General features: G+C 69.7%; 16 protein-coding genes. 11 read left to right on the forward strand and 5 right to left on the reverse strand.

Annotation, left to right across the window (positions count from 1 at the left end; all coding sequences use genetic code 11):
• The first annotated feature begins 36 nt into the window (after positions 1 to 36).
• Positions 37 to 855, forward strand: a complete 819-nt coding sequence (locus tag KEG57_RS04065; RefSeq protein ID WP_272458151.1) for a Uma2 family endonuclease — start codon at positions 37 to 39, stop codon at positions 853 to 855.
• A gap of 134 nt (positions 856 to 989) precedes the next feature.
• On the forward strand, positions 990 to 1,706 hold the full coding sequence (locus KEG57_RS04070; RefSeq protein WP_272458152.1) for a hypothetical protein: 717 nt from the start codon (positions 990 to 992) through the stop codon (positions 1,704 to 1,706).
• Positions 1,707 to 1,709: 3 nt separating this feature from the next.
• Here KEG57_RS04070 and KEG57_RS04075 read toward each other — a convergent pair whose 3' ends face one another.
• A complete protein-coding gene (locus tag KEG57_RS04075) occupies positions 1,710 to 1,961 on the reverse strand; it encodes a hypothetical protein (RefSeq protein ID WP_272417901.1) in 252 nt (83 codons plus the stop codon).
• Positions 1,962 to 2,194: 233 nt separating this feature from the next.
• Between KEG57_RS04075 and KEG57_RS04080 the strand changes: the two genes are divergently transcribed.
• The 4 genes from KEG57_RS04080 to KEG57_RS04095 all read left to right on the forward strand — a co-directional run bounded on the left by KEG57_RS04080 (position 2,195) and on the right by KEG57_RS04095 (position 8,593).
• On the forward strand, positions 2,195 to 4,060 hold the full coding sequence (locus KEG57_RS04080; protein WP_272417900.1) for a SpoIVB peptidase S55 domain-containing protein: 1,866 nt from the start codon (positions 2,195 to 2,197) through the stop codon (positions 4,058 to 4,060).
• A 70-nt stretch (positions 4,061 to 4,130) separates the two neighbouring features.
• Positions 4,131 to 6,197 carry a hypothetical protein gene (locus KEG57_RS04085; RefSeq protein WP_272417899.1) on the forward strand — a complete coding sequence of 689 codons (2,067 nt, stop codon included), beginning with the start codon at positions 4,131 to 4,133 and terminating at the stop codon, positions 6,195 to 6,197.
• 278 nt (positions 6,198 to 6,475) lie between these two features.
• Positions 6,476 to 7,351, forward strand: coding sequence for a hypothetical protein (locus KEG57_RS04090; RefSeq protein WP_272417898.1), 876 nt, complete (start codon positions 6,476 to 6,478; stop codon positions 7,349 to 7,351).
• A 57-nt stretch (positions 7,352 to 7,408) separates the two neighbouring features.
• Complete coding sequence (locus KEG57_RS04095; protein ID WP_272417897.1) at positions 7,409 to 8,593, forward strand: metallophosphoesterase; 1,185 nt, start codon at positions 7,409 to 7,411, stop codon at positions 8,591 to 8,593.
• Here the strand turns inward: KEG57_RS04095 and KEG57_RS04100 are convergent.
• A complete protein-coding gene (locus KEG57_RS04100; protein WP_272417896.1) occupies positions 8,556 to 9,299 on the reverse strand; it encodes a response regulator transcription factor in 744 nt (247 codons plus the stop codon). The two genes, KEG57_RS04095 and KEG57_RS04100, sit on opposite strands and share 38 nt — an antisense overlap.
• Positions 9,300 to 9,428: 129 nt before the next feature.
• Between KEG57_RS04100 and KEG57_RS04105 the strand changes: the two genes are divergently transcribed.
• From KEG57_RS04105 to KEG57_RS04120, 4 genes are all read left to right on the forward strand, one after another.
• Positions 9,429 to 10,472: a DsbA family protein gene (locus KEG57_RS04105; RefSeq protein ID WP_272417895.1), complete on the forward strand. Its 1,044-nt coding sequence runs from the start codon at positions 9,429 to 9,431 to the stop codon at positions 10,470 to 10,472.
• Positions 10,469 to 11,212, forward strand: a complete 744-nt coding sequence (locus KEG57_RS04110; RefSeq protein WP_272417894.1) for a 3'-5' exonuclease — start codon at positions 10,469 to 10,471, stop codon at positions 11,210 to 11,212. The genes KEG57_RS04105 and KEG57_RS04110 overlap by 4 nt, the downstream gene beginning before the upstream one ends.
• Positions 11,213 to 11,758, forward strand: a complete 546-nt coding sequence (locus tag KEG57_RS04115) for a hypothetical protein (RefSeq protein ID WP_272417893.1) — start codon at positions 11,213 to 11,215, stop codon at positions 11,756 to 11,758.
• Between the two features lie 150 nt (positions 11,759 to 11,908).
• The gene (locus KEG57_RS04120) at positions 11,909 to 12,322 is read left to right on the forward strand and encodes a hypothetical protein (RefSeq protein WP_272417892.1); all 414 of its coding nucleotides are present in this window, start codon (positions 11,909 to 11,911) and stop codon (positions 12,320 to 12,322) included.
• 2 nt (positions 12,323 to 12,324) lie between these two features.
• On the opposite strand, the gene KEG57_RS04125 is transcribed toward KEG57_RS04120, so the two are convergent.
• Positions 12,325 to 13,539 carry a hypothetical protein gene (locus tag KEG57_RS04125; protein WP_272417891.1) on the reverse strand — a complete coding sequence of 405 codons (1,215 nt, stop codon included), beginning with the start codon at positions 13,537 to 13,539 and terminating at the stop codon, positions 12,325 to 12,327.
• Between the two features lie 211 nt (positions 13,540 to 13,750).
• On the opposite strand from KEG57_RS04125, the gene KEG57_RS04130 reads away from it, so the two are divergent.
• On the forward strand, positions 13,751 to 14,455 hold the full coding sequence (locus tag KEG57_RS04130) for a small ribosomal subunit Rsm22 family protein (RefSeq protein ID WP_272417890.1): 705 nt from the start codon (positions 13,751 to 13,753) through the stop codon (positions 14,453 to 14,455).
• A 203-nt stretch (positions 14,456 to 14,658) separates the two neighbouring features.
• Here KEG57_RS04130 and KEG57_RS04135 read toward each other — a convergent pair whose 3' ends face one another.
• Positions 14,659 to 15,666 (reverse strand): FliH/SctL family protein, encoded by a 1,008-nt coding sequence (locus KEG57_RS04135; protein ID WP_272417889.1) that lies wholly within the window; start codon positions 15,664 to 15,666, stop codon positions 14,659 to 14,661.
• Between the two features lie 252 nt (positions 15,667 to 15,918).
• Positions 15,919 to 17,550, reverse strand: a complete 1,632-nt coding sequence (locus KEG57_RS04140) for a multiheme c-type cytochrome (RefSeq protein WP_272417888.1) — start codon at positions 17,548 to 17,550, stop codon at positions 15,919 to 15,921.
• Positions 17,551 to 17,589: the final 39 nt, after the last annotated feature.

Genomic DNA, 17,589 nt, shown 5'->3' on the forward strand with positions numbered 1-17,589 from the left:
GTCGAACGCCCTCCCCCCATGCTACGTTTGCCCTCCATGGACGCGCGACCGACCCGCCCTCCCCGCAGGACCGGCCCGATCGAGCTCCGCGACTTCGGACCGAACGGCCATCGGCTGGGTACGCCCGACGACTGCTACGACGGTAGCCCGTGGGAGCTCCACCGCGGCGAGCTGGTGCAGCAGATGGGGAGCAAGGACATCCACGGCATCACCATGGCCCTGCTCGCGGCCCTGTTCCGCGTGCATGCCCGTGAGGGGCACACGGTCCTCGCCGACATCTACTGCGACCTGACCGACGAGCAGGGCCCCTCGCTTCGCGCCCCCGACGTCGTCGTCGTCAGCGACCTCGTCACGCCCCGGAACGACGCTTATCGCGGCACGCCTTTGCTCGCCGTCGAGATCCGCGGCACGCAATCGAAGAAGTACCTCGACGACAAGGTGAAGCTTTACCTCGAGCACGACTGGCCCGAGGTCTGGATCGTCCACGCCGAACGGCACGAGGTCGAGGTCTTGCGCCGCGGCGTCGCGTCCGTCGTCTACCGCCCCGGCACGGAAGTCCCGATGATCCCCGCGCTCGACAAGTACGGGCTCACGGCGCTCCCCGTGACCGCGTTCTTCGATCAGCGCGAGGTGACGCGTTACACGGACGAGTGGGTGCAAAAGCGAGCGGAAGCGCGCGCACGTGGGGAGACGCTCCTCGAGTTTCTCGACGCGCGCGGGCTCGATCTTCCGGAAACGGCACGGGCACGCATCACCGCATGCACCGACGTCACGATGCTGAAGCGCTGGCTCGTCCTCGCGGCCACCGCGGCGAGTGCGAGCGCCTTCGTGGACGCGATGGGCGAACGCGCCTGACACGCCCGCAACGTTCGCGACCTCCCTGACGCCGCGCGCAACCTCCCCTGATCCCGCGCTTCCCGCTGCGTGCTCTCCGCGTAACCTTCGTCTACCTGCTAGCCTTGAGGCTCGTTCACCCTGAGGGGCTCGCCATGTCGCTGCCGCGTTTGCTTCCTCTCCTTGCACTCCTGCTCGCTACCGAGGGATGCGCCTCGCAGACGAACACGCAGCCCCCCGGCGCGCCTCCGACCCCCAAGACCGTCACCCGCGAAAACCCCGGCGGCGACGCCGACGATCCGGAAAGCGCGGCCCTCGCTCGCCTCGCCGCCGAGCCCTGGGGCTTTCGCCGCGACTTCTGGAACACCCTCCACGTCCCCCTCGCCGACTGGAAAAACTGGCGCAGGGTCCGCATCTTCGGCCATCCCACCCGCGCCTCGTATCGCTACGGCGACGATCACTACGCCGTCGCCTCCATCTGGTACACGACCATCGAGGGCCCGAACGATCCCGAGGCCTGCCTCGCCAAGTTCCTCGACATGGCCACGCCCATCGCCGACGCGAACGGCGTGCGTATCGGCGCCCGCCAGCGCGTCCGCATGAACCAGAGCGTCGGCGCCGAGGTCCGCCCCATGATCGTCGACCTCGTCGAAGGCAGGCTCGACAGCTTGCTCGGCCGCGACGATTACGTCGGCGCCGTCGCCGCCTACCAATCCTTCCCGGGCACGTGCCTCGTCCAGGGTTTTGCCGTCGTCGCCACCGAGCACCGCGAAACCGCCAAGAAGGTCCGCGATCGATGGGTCGCCGAGGGCGCGAACCAGCTCGTCTGGGAGCGCCACGTCAAGCAGGCGCCCGAGCCCCTCACGCGCTGAGCCTCACGCGAACTGCGCAACGACACGCGCCGCCACGTACGTGAGGAGCGCGGCCACCCACAACACGGCCCCTTTTCGGAAGCCTTGCCGATATCCCCAGATCGGCGCGAGCGGCGGCACGAAGAACGCGAGCGCGCCGCGCAGACGTGACGAGCCGCGGAGAATCAGCCTCGCCGCGAGCCACACGTGCGTGGTCACGAACGAGGCGAACCCCAGGATCAGGAGGGCGACGACGGCAACGTCCTTGCCGGACACGCGGCGAGCGTAGCGCGGGCGGAGGCGACTCGCCTCGACTTCGCGGACCCAAGGCGCCCTTTCCCACGAACCCGGCGCGATCACCACGATCGATCCACGCTCGCGGCTCTGTCCCCGCTCCATTTTCACGCTAAGCTCTGCGCGTGCCGAGAAGCCCCATCCCCGTCCGCGACACAGATCTCCCCGCCTCTCCTCGATCTTCGTTCCTCGACCGCCTCCCCGGATCTCGCGTCGTGCCCGCGGGCCTCGCCCTCGGCGTGATCACGAGCGCCCTCGTGGGCGTCGGCGTCGCCGAGGCTGTCACGGACCCGCCCGATACGTTGCCCCTCTCCGAGGTCAAACCCGGCATGAAGGGCTACGGCCTCACCGTCTTCTCCGGGACGAACCCCGAGCGCTTCGACGTCGAGGTCATCTCCACCCTCAAGAATTTCCGGCCCAACCAGGATCTCATCCTGATCAAGACGCCGAACCACCCGCGCCTCGACGTCGCCCGCACCGTCGGCGGCATGAGCGGGAGCCCCATCTATCTCAACGGCAAGATGATCGGCGCCTACGCCTACGGCTGGCTCTTCGGCGTCGAGCCCATCGCCGGCGTCACGCCCATCAAGTCAATGCTCGACGAGCTCGCGCGCCCCATGCCGAAGGCAATCATGCCCATTCCCGGCAAGGGCCCCCTGCCCTCCGTCGACGACGACGGCAGGCCGAAGCGCGACAAGCACGCCCGGTTGTTCCACGGCACGCCCGAAAGTTATGACCTCCAAGGACACGCGACACAGCTCGCGTCGCGCGCCGCGAGCCTGCTCGCGCCGCCCGAGGGCAGCGCGCTCGCCCGCGCCTCGACGCCCATCATGCTCGGCGGGCTTTCGGGGACGTCGCTCAAGATCGCGCAGAACCTGCTCGGCCCGATGGGCATGGAGCCGCTCCAGGCCGGCGGCGGGACGTCGACGAAGCCGCCGCCCGACGCGCCCACGAAGTTCGTCGACGGCGGCGCAATCGGCGTCGAGATGATCCGCGGCGACATCTCCGCGATGGGCCTCGGCACGGTCACGCGCGTGAGCGGCGACAAGCTCGTCGCCTTCGGTCACCCCATGCTCGGCGGCGGCATCGAGGCCCTGCCCACGGCCGTCGCGCGCGTGCACTGGATCATGGCGAGCCAGAACCGCAGTTTCAAAATTGGCGAGGCCGTGCGCTCCGTCGGCGCGCTCGTGAACGATCGACAAGCCGCCATCGTCGTCGACTCGTCCGTCAAGGCGCCCATCTTCCCGATGAAGGTCACGATCACCGCGCCCGGCGGCGTCCCGCACCCGACGTGGAACCTGGAGGTCGCGCAGGATCAGTTCCTCTCGCCGACGTTCGTCGCGATGGCGATCGGCAACGCGTTCGAGACCTCGGCCTCCGAGCGCAACGACCTCACCTACCGCGCCACGAGCAAGCTGAAGATCGGCCGGTGGGGCACGATCACGCTCACGGACTTCGGCGCCGGCAATGGCAATCCCCCGGGCGCCGAGGACTTCGTGCGTGGCCGCCTCGTGCGCGCGGTCGGCTCGCTCTTGAACAACCCCTGGGAGCCGATCTCGATCGAAGGCATCGACACCGAGGTCAAGGTCTCTTACGAGCGCGAGGTCGTGACCTTGCGTGGCGCGAAGATCCTAGAGCCCGAGATCGACGCGGGCGCGAAGGTGCACATCCAGCTCGAGCTGCAGCGCTTCCAGGGCAAGACCGAGACGAAGATCATCGAGGTCGACGTGCCCACGGAACTCGCGGGCCGCGAGGTCGAGATCGAGCTCGCCCCCGGCTACGAGGTCGAGCGCCCGCTGCCCTCGCCCGAGACCGTGGCGCAGCTCGTGGCGAACCTGCCGAACCAGACCTTCGATCCGGAGAGCGTCGTGGCCTCGTTCCGGCTGCGCGAGAACGGCGCGTCCTACAAGGGCAAGATCGCCTCGCGCCTGCCCGCCGGCGCGATCGACACGCTCCGTTCGAGCGTCGATTCCGATACGCCCGAGACCTTCGTCGCGCAGGTGCAGTCTGCCGTGCCGCTCAAGCAGTTCATGGTCGGTCGCGACACCGTGCGCGTGAAGGTTCGCAACGTCCTCCGGTGAACGCCCCTCACCCCCCAATCCCTCTCCCCGCAAGAGCCCATTACCCTCGCCGCCTGAAGAAAGCCCACGCATGACACTCTCTCCCGGAAAGCTCGCGCGCCTCGGCATCGGCGCGCTCGTCCTCGCTGCCGCCGTCATTCCCGCGAAGACGGCCTCCGCCGTCGGTACCCGCACCTTCCAGCTCGACACGATCGACGAGCTCAAGGGCGGCGATCTGACCGGCGTCAGCGTCGACTCGAACGGCAACGTGCGCGCAGGCCTCACGCTCGGATCGCTCCCCGTGCAGGACGCGAGCAGCGTGTGGAGCTCAGTCGTGCTGCCCGACGGCTCGGTGCTGCTCGGCACCGGCAGCGACGGCAAGATCTTCAAGGTCTCGGGCGGCAAGGCCACGCTCGTCGCGACGACGGGCGCAATGGCCGTGAGCGCGCTGGTCGTCGCGTGGAACGGCGACGTCATCGCGGGGACGTTCCCCGAGGGCAAGCTTTATCGTTTGCCCGCGGGCGGCGGCAATGGCGGCCCCGCGGCGGCGTTCGGCGATCTGCCGGGCGCGGAGGACGTCTGGGCGCTCGCGTTCGACGCGAAGTCGAAGTCGCTCTACGCGGCGACGGGGCCCGAGGGGAAGGTCTTCCGCGTCGATCAGGCGGGCAAGTCGCAGGTGCATTTCGACAGCGACGAGGCGCACATCGTCTCGCTCGCGGTCGCCGAGGACGGCACGCTCTACGCGGGCTCGAACGGCAAGGGCTTGCTCTACAAGATCACGGGCCCGGGCCGCGCGACGGTCGCGTACGACTTCGACGCCGACGAGGTGAAGGCGATCGCGTTCGGCAAGAACGGCTCGATGTTCGTGGTGGCGAACAAGATGGGCGAGAGCTTCGCGCCGCCGAAGCGCAACCGCGGAGGCCCGGCCGGACCGCAGTCGACGCGGCCCTCGAAGCCCGGCAAGGGCATGCTCTACCGCTTCGGCAAGGACGGCATCGCCGAGCAGCTCCTCACGGACAACGAGGCGCACTACGTGTCGCTCGCGATCGACGACACGGGCGCGCCGTACGTGGGCACGGGCGCCGAGGGACGGCTCTACACGGTCGACGAGGCGCACGTCGCGAGCCTCGTCGCCGACACGGACGAGCGCCAGATCGGCGCCGTCGTGGTGAGCGGCAAGCAGCGTTTCCTCGCGACGACCGACCCCGTGGTGTTCCGCGAGATCAAGGGTACGGGCGGCGCCGACGCGGTGTGGACGAGCAAGGTGCTCGACGCGGGCCTGCGCGCGACGTTCGGTCGTCTCGCGTGGCGCTCGGAGGGCCAGCTCGAGCTCTCCACGCGCAGCGGCAACACCGAGACACCGGACGCGACGTGGAGCGCGTGGTCGGCGGGCCTCGGCGCGCCCGGCGACGTGCAGAGTCCGCCGGGCCGCTACGTGCAGATCCGCGCGCGATGGAGCCGCGACCCGAAGGCGGTGCTGCGCGAGGTCACGCTGTACTTCGTCACCGACAACGCGCGCGCGGTGATCACCTCGATCGACGCGACGGCGAAGAACAGCGGCAGCAAGAGCGGCAAGATGGGCATCGTGTCCTCGGGCGGCGAGTCGCCGCGTCCGTCGAGCTCGGTCAAGCTCTCGTGGCGCGTCGACAACCCCGATCAGGACGACCTGCGGTACCGCGTCTCGTACCGGCTCGAAGGCCAGAACACCTGGCGCAGCGTGCAGAAGCCAGGCGAGAAGCTCACGCGGCCCGAGCTCGACTGGGACACGACGGGCCTGCCCGAGGGCCCGTACCGCATCCTCGTCGAGGCGACGGACGAGCTTTCGAACCCGCCCGACCGCGTGCAGAAGCACTCGCTCGAGTCGGCCACGGTCCTCGTCGACAACACGCCGCCCGTCTACAAGGCCCTCGCGATGCAGGGCCGCAAGCTGAAGGGCGAGGTTGTCGACGGCCTCGGCCCGATCGCCCGCATCGAGGTCTCGATCGCCGGCTCCGACGAGTGGCGCCCGCTCTTCCCGAGCGACGGCGTGCTCGACGAGCCCTCCGAGGCCTTCGACGTCGACATCGCCTCGATCGTGCCGCCCGGGGCGCACATCGTGGCCGTCCGCGTCTACGACAGCGCCGGCAACGTGGTCACGCGCGACGTCGAAGCGAAGTAATCCGACGACTTCCTGACGCTCTCCCCTCTCCTTCCGCGGGAGCGCGGAGGGTGCTCAGACGATGTGCCTCCACCTCGCCCCACGACACGGGCGTCATGCCCCGTGCGCCAGAGGCTCGACACCTCGAAAGGACCCGCCGAGCCGTTCGCGCCGCATCTCTCGGCGGAGGTGGATTCCGACGCGTCGTTCCCTTGCGCGAGCGACCTGCGGCACGGGACGTGAATGAGGCGTGGTGATAAACTCGGGCATTCCTTCCCGCGCTCGCACCCCACCTTGCCATGGCCTCTACGACGCGCTTCCTCCACTCCCTTTGCCTGCTTTCCTCGCTCGCGGCTGCGTCTGTCCTCGGCGTCGCGTGCAACATTCAGCTCAACGCCTCGACCTACGAGCGTTCGACGGTGAATGACGAAGACCCCGGGTCCACGGCCGGCGGCGAAGCGACGGGGCCGACCACGACCGACGGCGGCGGCGGGAACTCGAGCGGCATCGATTTTCCCCCGCCGAACCCGCCGCCCGACGGCAACACGTCGTACACGCACCTCTGCGGCGGCGGGTGCATGTCGAGCGAGAGCGCGCTCGGCTGTAGCGTCGCGATGAACCCCGACGGCACGCCCCAGGTGGCGTGTCAAATCGTGCCGACCGAGAACGGCGCGTCGGCCCAGTGTTTGACGCCGGGCACGTTCAAGGCCGGCGACCCGTGCACGCGCGCGAGCGACTGCGCGCCGGGGCTCGGCTGCGCGCTCACCGGATCGAGCGTCGGCTCGTGCAGGCCGTACTGCTGCGGCGCGGTCGAGGCGTGTCCCGAGGACACCTACTGCGCGCCCGCGCCGATGGCCGACGACACGACGAGCGAGGTGCCGCTCATCATCCCCGTGTGCATCCCCGCGACGGAGTGCACGCTGCTCGACGACACGTCGTGCCCCGAGGGCCTCACGTGCACGCTCGTGCGTGAGGACGGCACGACGAGCTGCGTGGCGCCCGGCGCGAGCGGGCTCGACGACCCGTGCCCGTGCGCCGCGGGCTTCCTCTGCGTGGCCGCCTTCAAGAAGTGCCTCGCGCTCTGCCACACGGGCGGCAACGACTGCCCCGATGGCATGTTCTGCCAGGGCGGGGCGAACAGCTTCCCCGACGGGATCGGCGTCTGTGTGAAGTAGTGTGATCGCGCGGCCCGGACGGAGCGCCGCGCGGCCGCGCGTGGCATCCTTTCGCCCGTGCAGCGCTCCGTCCTCCAGTACGCGATCTTCATCGTCGTCTTCGCCCTGCTCGTCTTCGCGATCCACTTCTACCTCTGGCACCGGCTGCTGCGCGCGCCGGCGCTGCATCAGCGCGTGCAGACCTGGGGCAAGCGCGTGCTCGTCGCGCTCGGCGTCGCGCTGCCCGTGTCGATGTTCGTCGTGCGGCTCCTGCCACGCTCGGCGGGCGCGCTCGTCTCGTTCGTCGTGTACACGTGGATGGGCGTGGCGGCGCTGCTCGTCTCGACGCTGCTCGTGAGCGAGCCGATGCGCGCCGCGGTGCACGCGCTGTCGAAGCTCGTCTCGCGCCCGCTCGACGAGGCGCGGCGCAAGTTTCTCTCGCGCACGATCGCCGGTTCGGCCGGCATGATCACGTTCGGGCTCGCGGGCTCGGGCGCGGCGGAGGCGCTCGGCGAGGTCGCGGTGCGCAAGGTGAACGTGGCGCTCGGCAGGTTGCCGAAGGAGCTTTCCGGCCTGCGCATCGTGCAGCTCACGGACGTGCACGTGGGCCCGACGATCGGGCGCGCGTGGCTCGCGGAGATCGTCGGCCGCGTCAACGCGCTCGATCCCGATGTCGTCGTCATCACGGGCGACCTCGTCGACGGCTCGGTCGAGGCGCTGCGCGAGCACGTCGCGCCGCTCGCGGATCTGCGCGCGAAGCACGGCGTCTACTTCGTCACGGGGAACCACGAGTACTACTCGGGCGTCGAGGCGTGGATCGAGGAGCTCGGCCGCATCGGCGTGCGCGTGCTTCGGAACGAGCGCGTATCGATCGGCGAAGGCGCGGCGAGCTTCGACCTCGCGGGCGTCGACGACTGGACCGGCGGCTCGTACGTGAAGGGGCACGGCCCGAACATGGCGAAGGTCGTGGCGGGCCGTGATCCGAACCGCGAGCTCGTCCTGCTCGCGCACCAGCCGCGCCAGATCTTCGAGGCCGCCGCGCACGGCGTGGGCCTGCAGATCAGCGGCCACACGCACGGCGGGCAGATCTTCCCCGCGACGATGTTCGTGCGCCTGCAGCAGCCGTTCGTCGCGGGGCTCGATCGTCTCGGCGAGACGCAGATCTACGTGAGCCGCGGGACGGGCTACTGGGGTCCGCCGATGCGCGTCGGCGCGCCCGCGGAGATCACGCTCCTCGAGCTATCGTCCGGCGCAGCAAGCTGAAGATGCGCGCGCCGAGCTCGGGCGCGCGGAAGGGCTTGACCACGTAGTCGTCGGCGCCGCTCGCGAACGCCTCGACCATGTCCTGGCTCGACGCGTTCGCCGTCAAGAACAAGACGGGCAGCGCGACGTTGAGGTCGCGCCGGATCATCCGGCAGAGCTCGATGCCCGTCATCTTCGGCAGGTTCCAGTCGAGCACGAGCAGATCGAAGTGCTCGCGCTGCACGGTCTCGAGCGCTTCCTCCGCGCTCGTGCGGGTCGTGACGACGAGGCCCACGGCTTCGAGCATCGCGCTCACGACGTCGCGGATGTCGGGGTCGTCGTCGACGACGAGGATCTGCGCGCCTTCACCGGCACGCGGCGGCCACGAGCGCGGCAGGCTCAGGGGCAGCTCGATCTCGGGCTGCGAGGCGCGCGCCGGCGGCCGCGACGAGGGACGATGGAACGCTTCGATCGCCGCGAAGTCCGCAAGCCTGCGCCAGTCGCGAGGTTCGAACGCGAGGAGAGGCCCCTCGGGGCCGATCGAGGCGCGCGCCGCCGCGGACGTGGCCCGTCTCTCCGGACCAACGTCGAAGATGGCGAGCACCCACTCGCCGTCTTCCACCGATTCGCCGGAAGGAAGACCGAGCTCGAGCTCGGAATCCCCGGCCGAACCGATCATCTGCTCGAACTGCCGAGGGTCGGGAAACCGATAGCAGACGCTCCGCACGCGCACACGCTACACCCAGTTCGCCCATGGGGCTACGCTCGGCAAACCGAGCTACGCCCCAAACCCCGGTTCGCCCATGGAGCTCCGGGGCTAGCGCCCCGCGAAGGGTCCGACTAAGCTCGCGCCGCGATGTCCCTACTGCGATGGTCGCCTCTCCTCTTGGCCCTTCTCGGGAGCGGCGGCGCCTGTCATGGTTCGTCCGACCGGAGCGAATCGAAGCCGGCTCCCTCGGCGGCGCCCGATCCGAGCATCCCGGGCGTCGAGCTGGGTCAGCTCACGCCGCGGGAGCGACGCGAGTGGACGGCGCAGGTCTCGACGCTGCTCGCCCCTTGCGCCGAGACGCCGGTCCCGATCACCCAGTGCATCCAGGAAAACCGGCCCTGCAAGGCGTGTCTTCCCGCGGCACAGTTTCTGCTCAAACAGGTGCAAGCCGGGCGTAGCAAGCAGGAGCGCGAGGAAGCGTACACGGCTCGCTTCGATTCCAAGAAGGTCCGGACGCTGGTGACCGACGGCTCGCCCGAGCTCGGTCCGCCCGACGCGCCCGTGACGATCGTCGAGTGGGCCGACTTCGAGTGCCCCGCGTGCCGCGCGTTTTACCCGGTGGTCGACGACCTCGTGAAGCGTTTCCCGGGCCAGGTGCGCGCCGTCTACAAGTTCTACCCGCTCGGGAGCCATCCCCACGGCGAGATTTCCGCGCGCGCGGCGAACGCGGCGTTCAAGCAAGGCAAGTTCTGGGAGATGCACCATCTCCTATTCGACAACCAGGATCGGCTGGAGCAGTCGGACCTCGAACGGTACGCGAAGAAGCTCGAGCTCGACGCCGTGAAGTTCCGCGCGGACATGGTCTCGGACGACACGACCGGCCGCATCGAGAAGGACAAGAAGCAAGCCGACGGCGTGGGCCTCGAAGGCACGCCCACGGTCTTCATCAACGGCCGTGAGGTCAACCTCGGCAAACTCACGGACCTCTACGGAGACCTCGAGGAGTGGATCAAGCTCGACCTCGAGCTCGCGGGCATCAAGCCAGCGCCGGCCCCCGCGAAGCCCGAAGGTTCGGCGATCCCCGCGGCCGGTTCGGCGGCGCCCGCGGCTGGTTCCGCGATCCCCGCGGCCGGCTCCGCGGTGCCCGCAGCCGGTTCGGCCGTGCCCGCGGCGGGTCCCGCGAAGAAATGAAGGTCGCCGATCCCTGCGGCTGCTTCCCGACCGGGAGGCACTACCCCGGCATCGCGCACCTGCTCAAGGTGCGCGCCGTCGGCGTCGCCTCCGAGCTCGACGCGAGCGCGCCGTGGATCGATCACCCGATCGCCTTCCTCGACGTCGAGACCACCGGCAAGAACGCGCAGCAGGATCGGCTCGTCGAGGTCGCCGTCGTCATCGGCATCCGCGGCGACGTGGTCGCGCGCCACAGCTGGCTCGTGAACCCCGGCCGCCCGATCCCCGCCGAGTCCACCGCGGTGCACGGCATCCGCGACGAGGACGTCGCCGGAAAGCCCGCGTTCTCGGAGATCGCCGGCGAGTTCCTCGCGACACTCGGGGGCGCGATCCCCGCCGCGTACAACGCCGTCTTCGACCGCGGCTTCTTGCTCGCCGAGCTCGAGCGCGCCTCGGTTCGTCCCGAAAACCCGCCGCCCGCGATGCGCCGCGAGGTCGACTGGATCGATCCGCTCACGTTCGCGCGCGAGCTCTACAAGCACGAGGGCAGCCGCGCGCTCGGCGACATGGCCGCACTGCTCGGCATCGAGCTCGTCAACGCGCACCGCGCCACCGACGACGCCGAGGCGGCGCTGCGCGTGCTCTACGCGCTCGCCAAGGATTCACGCGTCCCGCGCGCCTACGGCAGCTTCATCCAGGAGCAACGCCGGCTCCTCCGCATGCAGGACGAGGCCCGCGCGCGTTGGCGCAGGCCGAGCTAGGTGAGCGCACCCGACAAGAAGCGACGCCTCCCGCTCGTGCAAGCGGGCCCGCCGCCGGACGAGCCGGACGCCGAGGATCGGCCGCCGTGGCACTGGTCCGGGATCGGCGCGGTCGCGACGTTCCTCGTCTGGCTACCGCTCGCGGCGATCGCGGCGAAGGTCGGCGCGCGGATCGTCGATCGGGCCGAGCTCGGCGTCCCCGCGCCCGCGGACGCCAAAATGGTCGTGCCGCTCTCCGCGCAGCTCGCGTTCATCGGCTTGCAGCTCGCGGGGTTTTTGATCGCCTCGCTCGCGGGCGGATTCCTCGTGGGTCGGTTCGGCGGCAAGGCGGGGCCGAAGGAGGGCGCGGTGGGCGGTTTCGTCGCGGCCGCCCTCGCCTGGGCGCTCGCGGCGGCTGCGCCTGCGCCGGGTCCCGGCGCGCCGACCTGGGCACTTCTGCTCGTCTTGCTCGGCGGCCTCGGCGCGGTCTTCGGCTTTTTCGGCGCTCGCCTCGGATATGCGCGCCGTCATCCGGCCGAAAAGCCGGCTCCGGACCGTAACGTTTAATCTCGCCAAACGATTTTCCGCCTTGCCGGCAGAGTGATCGTACGGTCATTCTCCATTGTGGACGGAGCGGCGGTCCTCCCACGTCGTAGCCGTGCTGTACGTGGGGAAGGGCTTTTCCGACGCTGAAAGTCCGTGGTACCATGCCTGTCCATGAATGCGAGCGCCACGCGCGCGGCCGAGGTCGCGCATGCGATGTCCCAGTGCATGAACCTCCTCTTCCTGTTCGCGGCGCCCCGCGTGTTCGCCTCCGTCCGCTCGGCGAGCCCGGAGTCGCTCGCCTCGGCGGCGGAGACGCTCCGCGCGTTCGTGCGCACGGCGGAAGGCATCCGGACACGGAGCGGCTCGCTCTCGGGGGACGTCGGCCGCGTGGTCGAGGCGGCGACGCTCGTCGAGGAGATCTGCGAGGCGCTGCCCGGCGGCGCTCCCATCGAGGAAGAATTGCCGTCCGCGGTCGTGGAGCCTGCGCGCCGCACGCTCGCCGTGCTCGGCTTCCCCGGCCCGCGTGAAGGCTGGGACGAATTCGAAGGGTTCTTCGTGCCGACGCCGCCGATGCCGAAGGCCTGAGGTCAGAAGCCTCGTTGCTCCTCGGCCTCCTCGCGAGGCCGCAAGATTCCATTCTTCAAGCAACCCGCCACGTCGATTCGCCCGTCTTGGCGGAGCGGAATCGGCACGATGCCGGCCCGCACCACGAGCCCGGAGGCCTTCACGTCACGGCGCGGGCAGATGGCGGTGATCCGGCTGATGTCGTCCGAGAGCTCGATCGACTCGCCGGCGCGGAGCGTGATGTCGGGCAATTTCAAGGTGCCCCCGAGGCGCACGGTCCAGCGCGTGGGCAGCACGTCGTCGGCCGGCCAGCATTGAAAGCGGCTCCCTTTGGGGAAACAGCGACCCGCCGCGCGCCCGTCCCGGCCCAACGTGAATCCCATGAGCTCGCCGTCTTCATTGAAGGAGAGCACGTCCCGCCCGTTCACCCACGTCCCGTCGATCTCCACCTCCGATTCGAATGCGCCGCGCAGGCTCGACAAACGGCCCGAGGGCGCGAACACGAGGCTCGCCCCCGGGCGGACCCTCCTCCCGAGCAGCGAAATCGGACCGCCGAGCACCACCTCGTGCAGCCGGTCCTCCCGGCGCGGATCGAGGAAGCGGTCTTCATTGAAATGGAAAATGGATCCCGGCGGCACCTCGACCTCGCCGACGTACACGGGCGAGACCGAACGGACCCGCCGGAGCCGCCCACGCGGGTCGCGAATGGCCCGGACGAGGTCGAACGCGCCCATCTGCGGGCCCAGCCAGAAATTGCGCAGCTCCGGCGGCACCGGCGTACGGGCCGCGGCCGCGCGCATAACTTCGAGCGCGGTCACGAGCCGCGCGTGTAGCCGAAGAAGGCGCGGCGGACCGAAGCGGGGCCCGAACACGTCGGATTCGTTGTCGAAGCCGGGATCGGCGTACGGCTCGCGGATGACGAGGCCCTTCGGGCCTGCCGCGTCGAGGTCGTGATGGATGTCGATGTCCGCGTCGAGCAACGAATGCCGCCGGTGCACGGGAACGAGCCAGAACCGGTAGAGCGTGAGGCGAATGCCATCCGTACCAATCCGGATCGAATACCGGCAGCCCACGCACAAGGTGACGACGATACCGAGGACCACGAGGCCCCAGGACACAGGCAAGAAGACGAGCCCGAGAAATCCCCCGAGCACGATCGCGCCGAGGCCGCCGAAGAGCGCGCCTGTCTCGTCGAAGCCCTCGCAGCGCGTCGCGCCGTTGGTTGTCCAGACGAACATCGTTCCGGGGCAAACTATAGAAGGCACGGCCGGGTTTGACAACCTCCACGTTTGTCGGCGGGCGTGTTTTTGTCGTCCGAACCTGCCGCGGGCAAACCCAGGGTACGTCCGGCCGAACCCGCCCGAGGCGCATGCGCGGCCCCGGCGCGCGGCCCCGGCGCGCGGGCGGACGGGCGTGGCGCGGGCGGCGGCGTCGCGATAAACTCGGGGCATGATGCCCCCGTGGGAGCACCCCGACTGGTACGACCTGCACGACACCACCTTCACGGCCGGGCCCGAGCGGGAACCCGAGCACTACCGCGAGCTCGTACTCTCGCTCCCCCCGCTCGGCGCCGACGATCACCTCGTCGACGTCGGCGCCGGCACGGGCAAGCTCACGCGCCTCGTCGCCTCGGCCTACCCCGAGCTCGGCCGGATCACGCTGGTCGAGCCGAACGTGCAGAAGATCATCCGCGCCGAACGTGCGCTCGCCGAGGCCCTCCACCGCGGGTCGACACGCATCAAGTCGATCACGCAGGGGCTCGGCGAAGGCGGGCTCGCGATCGCGCCGCTCGCCACGGTCGTCACGGTGGGCAGCGTGCTCATGCCCATCATGGAGCTGCGCGGCGGGACGTTGCGCGACGGAATCGCGTGGCTCGATCGAGCGCTCGAAGAGCTTTCGGCCATGCTCTCGCCGAGCGGCTCTTTGTTCCTCGTCGAGACGCTCGGCGCGCCCTGGGCCCGCGGCGGCCTCGACGGACCCGTGCGCAGGCTTCAACTCCCGGAGCTCGAAGAGCGCCTCTACGCGGCGGGGCTTTCGTCGATCGAGTGCACGTACCGCTTCCGCGACCGCGTCGTGATCCGCGCCCAGCCGGGAGACGGCGAGGCCAATGCGACGCGGGTCATGATGAATGTCGTGCTGCCCCCGCGCGGCTGAAGGCGAAAGCAAACCGGCGCCGGACACCGGATTTTCGTCGGCCAGGCCCCCTTCGGTCGGCCATGTCGACGGATCGCGTGCGTCGACGCAGGTCTCGCGCTCGTCAATGGATCACGCGGCGGCGGTATGCGAGGGCGATGTGGTTTTACCGGACCACCTGCCAGCGACAGCGCGGGGATGGGGAGCGCGAGGGGGCGCGGCGCTCAATGGCCGTTCGTCGCGGCGATCCAGGCGGCGAGGTCCTGCGGGGAAAGGTCGAGGACGGCGTCGCCCACCCGATCGGGGCCGTCGGCGCGGATGCGCGCGAGCAACGTCGCGCGCTCGGGCTCGGTCAGCGCACGGCCGAGCCGGCGCTCGAAGAGGTGAACGAGCGGCCGGAGGCCCTCGTGGATGCCCTTCTCGATGCCCTTCTCGATGCCCTTCTCGATACCCTTCTCGATGCCCTTCTCGATGCCCTTCTCGATACCCGTCTCGATGCCCTTCTCGATACCCTTCGCGTACCCTTCCTCCAGCCCTTCCTTGTAGATCCAGTTCTGCATCACCAGCTCCCTCGGCAACAGCGATCGTACCACGTCTCGTAATCCCCGCTCGCGTTGATCCGCTTCCGCAAGGACGGCCATGGCCGTGCCGAGCTCGTCGAACGTCGAGGGCGGGACGCGCGCGCGGAGCTCGTCGAGCACGCGTGCGACGCTACGTTCGTCCGCGTCCACGGCGAGCGGCGCGAACGCGAGCCAGAAGCTGCCCCAGGCGGCGAGCTCGGCGATCGTCCGCTGGTAGACAGGCTCGATGCGGAAGTGGACCCCCGAAAACGGCGCGCCCCGCGGGGAAACCCGGTAGGTGCCATAGAGGGGCCACGGCTCCTCACGACCGCCCAAGAGGACGACGATGCTCTCGATGGGCGGCACGAGCTCCGGGCCGCTCTTGTTCTCTTCCGCGACCGCGAAGCCGAGCAGCGCTTGATACTCGTAGGTCCGATACGGCATGTTGGCGGGCATCGCGGTCTGCCATTCCACGTGGAGCAGCCTCCGCTCTCCGTCGATGCGTACGTCAAGCGTGCGATCGAGCTCGCGGTGGCGCGAGGTGACCTGGGTCTCGAGCACGGCGGCGGTGAGAGGCCCTTCGCAGCCGAGGAGACCACGCGCGAGCTCGGCCGGGAACCGCTGCGAGATGTGGCGCAGGATCAAGTCGACGCTGTCGTCTTCGGGGGACACGTGCGCCGTGTACCGGCGGGGCGGGGTTCCGTCAAGTAAAACGTTTTACCAGGAACGAGCGTGACGAGCGCAGCAGCGACCTCCGATCACGCCACGTCTCGCTGGAATGGGGATCGGAACCGCGGATACCCGCCCGAGACCTCCCGCGAGCTCCCCGCTCCCACCCGAAAACCAGCCCCGCAGCCCGACCGTGAGACCGTTCCTCACACCCTCCGCGACGACCCTCGCGAGGGCCAGACATCGGCGAAAGCCCTACTTCCCGTGCCCCGGCCCGAGCACGAGGTCCATCTTCGCCACCGGATCGAAGTTCTCGACATGCGGCGGGTGATGGCATTGCGAGACGCACGATTGCGGATCGGGCTTCAGGATGATGAGCCCCTTCGCGTCCGGTTTCTTCGCGTGGAGCGACCCCGGCCCGTGGCACTCCTCGCATTGCACGTCCTTGAGTTTGTCCACGAACGTGACCGTCGAGCCACCGGGTTTGTCATAGCCCGTCACGTGGCAGCTCACGCAATCGAGGTTGAACTCCTTGAAGTCCTTTTCCAGCGTCTCGTACGCCTTCGCGTGCGCCGTGCCGTCGAAGACCTTGCGCTCCTCGTCATGGCAAACCGTGCACGCCTCGATGCCGATGAAACTCGCCTTCCCCGCCGGCGCGGCCGCGGGCTTGCGATCCGCGAACGCCGTGCGGTTGTGCTCGTTCACGCGCTTGTAGTAATCGACGAGCTTGGTCGCCATTGCCGGCTCGATGCCGAGCTTCTCGCGCACCTCGACGAGCTTGTACCGGAAGAAGCTGCCCTTCGGCGAAGGCATGGGCTCTTCGAGCTTCGCCTTCTCGGCGCGCAGCTTTTCGAGGTCGGCCTTGCGCGCGGCGAGATCCTCGGCCTTCACCTTGCCGCCCTTTTCCCACGACTGAATCCGCGTCTCGAGGTCGCGAATGCGGCCCGCGAGCACGACGAGCTCCTCGGCGCGCTCGATCCCGCTCGCGTCCGCGAACGAGAGCACCTCCGCGTCCCGCGCCCGCACGTAGAGATCCACGACGCCCACCGTTTGTAGATGGTTCGACGTTTCCACGACGAGCGTCGAGCCCACGCGCATCGGCGGCTTCGGCGCGTCGTTGTTGTGGTCCGTCTCCTGGGGCTTGCCGAGCACGAGGACCGCGAGCTCCGGGATCGCGTCCGCCAGCCGCAGCGCATCGCCGCGCGGGATCGCCGCGAGCCCCACGAGCACGCGCGCGCCCTGCTTCTTCGCCTCCAAGACCCCCGCCTTCATCGCATCGAGCGCGGGCTTCGTGGTGATCCCGTCCGGCAGTTTTCCCGCGCGATCCCGCGGCTCCGCCACGCCGATGATCCCCACCTTCACGCCCGACACCTCGCGCACCACGACGCTCGTCACGCCCGGCACGCCCTCGACGTTGCCCGCGAGAAGCGCCGATCCCGCGGTCGAGACGTACTTCGTGAGCGCCTCGCCGCCGGCCGCCCAGTCGTTCAAGCCGGGCGCCCACGCCACGAGCCCGAGCTCCTTCGCCGCCGCGGCGAGCGTCTCCGCCTTCCACGACTGCTGCGTCACTTCCTCGGGCCGCAGCGTCGGCTCGCCGAAGAGCATCGGACCTGCGCCGAGCACGAGGCTCGAAGGCGCCGCGGCCGACTCCGCGCGGAGGAACGCGGCCAGGTGATCGACGCCTCCGAGCTGATCCTTCGTGCAGCCGCACGGCTCGATCGCGCCGGCGACCGTGCTCAGGAGGTAGAGGCGTAGGGTCGGCTGCGCGGAGGCTGCGTCCTCCTCGGCGGTGACGGCCGGAGGCGTACGGCAACCCTGACACGCGGCCACGGTGGCTCCGAGGACGAGGGACAGAACGAGAGCCGTGCTGGGGAGCGCGCGAGGCATCGGACGGCTTGTAGCACAGGGCGCGGCGCTTCGGAGCCG

It is taken from the genome of Polyangium jinanense (assembly GCF_028435365.1).

Bases quoted from the DNA above. Each gene is read 5' to 3' on its own strand.
- KEG57_RS04065 (WP_272458151.1), top strand. From the start codon at position 37: ATGGACGCGCGACCGACCCGCCCTCCCCGCAGGACCGGCCCGATCGAG.
- KEG57_RS04130 (WP_272417890.1), top strand. From the start codon at position 13,751: ATGATGCCCCCGTGGGAGCACCCCGACTGGTACGACCTGCACGACACC.
- KEG57_RS04085 (WP_272417899.1), top strand. From the start codon at position 4,131: ATGACACTCTCTCCCGGAAAGCTCGCGCGCCTCGGCATCGGCGCGCTC.
- KEG57_RS04110 (WP_272417894.1), top strand. From the start codon at position 10,469: ATGAAGGTCGCCGATCCCTGCGGCTGCTTCCCGACCGGGAGGCACTAC.
- KEG57_RS04070 (WP_272458152.1), top strand. From the start codon at position 990: ATGTCGCTGCCGCGTTTGCTTCCTCTCCTTGCACTCCTGCTCGCTACC.
- KEG57_RS04120 (WP_272417892.1), top strand. From the start codon at position 11,909: ATGAATGCGAGCGCCACGCGCGCGGCCGAGGTCGCGCATGCGATGTCC.
- KEG57_RS04140 (WP_272417888.1), bottom strand. From the start codon at position 17,550: ATGCCTCGCGCGCTCCCCAGCACGGCTCTCGTTCTGTCCCTCGTCCTC.
- KEG57_RS04090 (WP_272417898.1), top strand. From the start codon at position 6,476: ATGGCCTCTACGACGCGCTTCCTCCACTCCCTTTGCCTGCTTTCCTCG.
- KEG57_RS04105 (WP_272417895.1), top strand. From the start codon at position 9,429: ATGTCCCTACTGCGATGGTCGCCTCTCCTCTTGGCCCTTCTCGGGAGC.
- KEG57_RS04125 (WP_272417891.1), bottom strand. From the start codon at position 13,539: ATGTTCGTCTGGACAACCAACGGCGCGACGCGCTGCGAGGGCTTCGAC.